The 2,722-nt window shown below is 43.4% G+C and carries 5 protein-coding genes and 1 pseudogene; 5 read left to right on the top strand and 1 reads right to left on the bottom strand.

All coding sequences use genetic code 11. The features are described 5' to 3' along the window. Positions 1-14 precede the first annotated feature (14 nt). A complete protein-coding gene (locus OGM63_RS29475; RefSeq protein WP_263749317.1) occupies positions 15-374 on the bottom strand; it encodes a VOC family protein in 360 nt (119 codons plus the stop codon). A 234-nt stretch (positions 375-608) separates the two neighbouring features. Between OGM63_RS29475 and OGM63_RS29470 the strand changes: the two genes are divergently transcribed. The 5 genes and pseudogenes from OGM63_RS29470 to OGM63_RS29450 all read left to right on the top strand — a co-directional run. Continuing rightward, positions 609-734: a hypothetical protein gene (locus OGM63_RS29470; RefSeq protein ID WP_263749315.1), complete on the top strand. Its 126-nt coding sequence runs from the start codon at positions 609-611 to the stop codon at positions 732-734. Next, a complete protein-coding gene (locus OGM63_RS29465) occupies positions 727-1,077 on the top strand; it encodes a hypothetical protein (protein WP_263749314.1) in 351 nt (116 codons plus the stop codon). The genes OGM63_RS29470 and OGM63_RS29465 overlap by 8 nt, the downstream gene beginning before the upstream one ends. A gap of 274 nt (positions 1,078-1,351) precedes the next feature. After that, complete coding sequence (locus tag OGM63_RS29460) at positions 1,352-1,594, top strand: type II toxin-antitoxin system HicB family antitoxin (RefSeq protein WP_263749312.1); 243 nt, start codon at positions 1,352-1,354, stop codon at positions 1,592-1,594. A gap of 95 nt (positions 1,595-1,689) precedes the next feature. After that, a complete protein-coding gene (locus OGM63_RS29455) occupies positions 1,690-1,821 on the top strand; it encodes a hypothetical protein (protein WP_263749311.1) in 132 nt (43 codons plus the stop codon). Positions 1,822-2,504: 683 nt separating this feature from the next. Beyond that, positions 2,505-2,722, top strand: a pseudogene (locus OGM63_RS29450) (PAS domain-containing sensor histidine kinase); the annotation flags it as partial.

Raw genomic sequence — 2,722 nt, 5'->3', positions numbered from 1 at the left:
CCCCACTCCCCCACTCACCCCTGACTCAACTCGATAATATTCCCATCTGGATCTTGGGTGAAAAGAGCGGGACGACCAGATGCGCTTGGTTGAAGAAGGCAATTATGATCTAATAGCTGCTGTTTTGCTGCGTCCAAGTCGGTGACAGAGAAAGCAATATGAGGATTGCGTCCCCATTTTTCGTTTTGGTTATCTGTGGGGACGGTGGGTGCGACTATTAGGTGAAGTTGAGATTCGCCGATTTGATACCACGCACCAGGGTATTTTAGGGAGCGATCAACTTTGGGCAATCCTAATACTGTGCCATAAAAGTGTTCGGATTGTTCTAGGTTAGTAACGAGAATGGCTGTATGCAGACTTTGTATGATTTGCATTGTCGGTGATATGCGATCGCCTTTATTTAACGTTAGTTGAATAAACCTCTCCCTCCCTCTCCTCCCTCTCCTCGTAGGAGAGGGAGGAGAAGCAAGACAAAAATAAAGCTTTTAAGCCTCTCCCCGCTTGAAAGACGCCACGCTGACGCCAACGGGGAGAGGAATGGAAGCGGGGTCAAGTCAGATGCATCGAACTTGCCTTTATTTAGATTGTGACAAGGAATGAGGATAAATATGGATGCTCAATTAACAAGTAACGAAATCAATCTTGCACGCGAGACTTTACACGATTTCGACCCCGCACAGCACGCATTAAATAACTTAGAAAAACACAATGGCAATTTAGAGCGCTATGAATGAAGATTTATGGACAGAAAAAAATGGTCTACCACAGACGATGAGGGGTAGCAAATCACTTTGGCAAGTGACGCTGAAAGCACTGCGTAAAGAACTTTGCGGAGATGATGGTTTTCGCGGTCAACTGAGCGAGTATACTAAAAATCCAGGGAGTGCGCCTTTGCTGTCGGGGTTGATAGTTTCTCTGGTGGGGATAGCGGGAGCGCATGGTTTACCCCTCGATAGTCGCGATCGCGACTATTGTTGTTTTGTATGTGGTCAAAATCGGACTCAATATCTTTTGCGATTATACAGAACCACCTGCGGATGCTACTTGATATCTGAGTATCTTACACCAGGCGACTAGAAGTCGCGGCTACACAGGCAAAACCCGCGATTAGGCGGGTTCAAAACCTTGATTTTTCCTAAGTCCGCGTAGGCGGACTTCGTTCGTATAGCCGCGATTTCTAATCGCTAGGGCGCTTGTGCTTCTTCGTTTGTATAGCCGCGATTTCTAATCGCTAGGGCGCTTGTGCTTCTTCGTTTGTATAGCCGCGATTTCTAATCGCTAGGGCGCTTGTGCAAGATGTGAGACAAGTTATCTAAGATTGCTATAGAACAAAAATCAGCAAACATCAAAAATGTTGACAGAGTACATTCAAGCAGCTTTGCGGCAGGCAAATTATGAAATTTTAGAAGATGGCACTTTTTATGGATATGTGCCTGGAATGAAAGGATTATACGCTAATGCTTCCACACTTGAAGCCTGCCGAGAAGAGTTAAAAGAGTCTTTAGAAGAGTGGATTGTTTTAGGATTACAATTAGGGCATACTTTGCCTGTAATAGATGGAATTACTCTTTTGTTTAACAAGGATGTGGCTTAATGCCAACCTTTTGTGCCATTAATTGAAGGGATTTAATTTATTACCTGAAACAGCTTGGTTTTGATGAACCTTATTCAGGTAAAAAGCATCAATTTATGGTTAAAGATGAACTAAGATTAATCATTCCTAATCCCCACGAAGGAGACATTTTTCGCACCATCACACAATCTACCGCAAGCGATCGCGTTAACTCTGGGTCATGCAACGCTTCCCAATGCAAAGCATGAAATTCAGGCGTTTTCCCAACAATTTCAATACAGGGGTCATATAAGAAAAAACTTTATGCGTGTTTTAAATAACTCCATACATGAGTCCCTTTTTTAAGAGGGGTAAAGGGTAAAGCTGTGGAAATAAAGAGTTATTTAAATACATGTATCATATTTTTCTTCCCCCTTCCCCTTTCCCCCTTTCCCCCTTTCCCCCTTTCCCCCTTTCCCCCTCCCAGATGGTAAATAAGGAAATAATAGCTAATTATCCGAAAAATTGCCCTTTCAGGCACATCACTAATTAAAAGGCAAACAGGAAATTCTCCAATTTCTATCTCCACGGGGTTGTGTATTGACCAAATGTTTGAAAAACTAGCTTATAGCGCTTCTTGGTTGATTGAGGTACAAAACCCCACCCCCAACTCCCTCCACTCTTCGTGGAGGGGGCTATGATTTACCTCAAGTGATTAGGAAACGCGATATAGAATCATCAGTGGTGCTGAATTTTGGGTGCTGAGGAGCCAGCACGAGTGCAAGTGTCCTTATGGGAGGAGGATGTATGTCTAAAACATCATAACTTCCTAAGGAGCCTCAGTTAAAGCCAGTGGCGTTCTGGAGTGTGAAGGCACGGAGTTAATCATCTCCTAGTCTGTTGATTTGCTGTGCCCTTGTCATGATGCCTGAATAACTATTCCCCCACCACAATGAAATACCAGGTACTAGACCGGATTTTTAATAAAGCTTTGTCTTTACGCAAATTTGAACGCTTGGAACTTGATAAAAACTTCTGTATTCTAGATACATCAGAGCAAGTTCAACGATTTGCCGATCGCCCTGAAGAGGTAATGCTAGGAAAAGATGTCCGGCTAAGTTTTCCGGAATTTATTGGGATTGAAGATATTCTCATCTCTATCCTGCAAGG

The organism is Plectonema radiosum NIES-515 (assembly GCF_025753815.1).
Lineage (GTDB): Bacteria > Cyanobacteriota > Cyanobacteriia > Cyanobacteriales > Nostocaceae > Hassallia > Hassallia radiosum_A.
This window is presented reverse-complemented; position numbering and strand designations above follow the sequence as displayed.

Bases quoted from the DNA above. Each gene is read 5' to 3' on its own strand.
- OGM63_RS29475 (WP_263749317.1), bottom strand. From the start codon at position 374: ATGCAAATCATACAAAGTCTGCATACAGCCATTCTCGTTACTAACCTA.
- OGM63_RS29470 (WP_263749315.1), top strand. From the start codon at position 609: ATGGATGCTCAATTAACAAGTAACGAAATCAATCTTGCACGCGAGACT.
- OGM63_RS29465 (WP_263749314.1), top strand. From the start codon at position 727: ATGAATGAAGATTTATGGACAGAAAAAAATGGTCTACCACAGACGATG.
- OGM63_RS29460 (WP_263749312.1), top strand. From the start codon at position 1,352: ATGTTGACAGAGTACATTCAAGCAGCTTTGCGGCAGGCAAATTATGAA.
- OGM63_RS29455 (WP_263749311.1), top strand. From the start codon at position 1,690: ATGGTTAAAGATGAACTAAGATTAATCATTCCTAATCCCCACGAAGGA.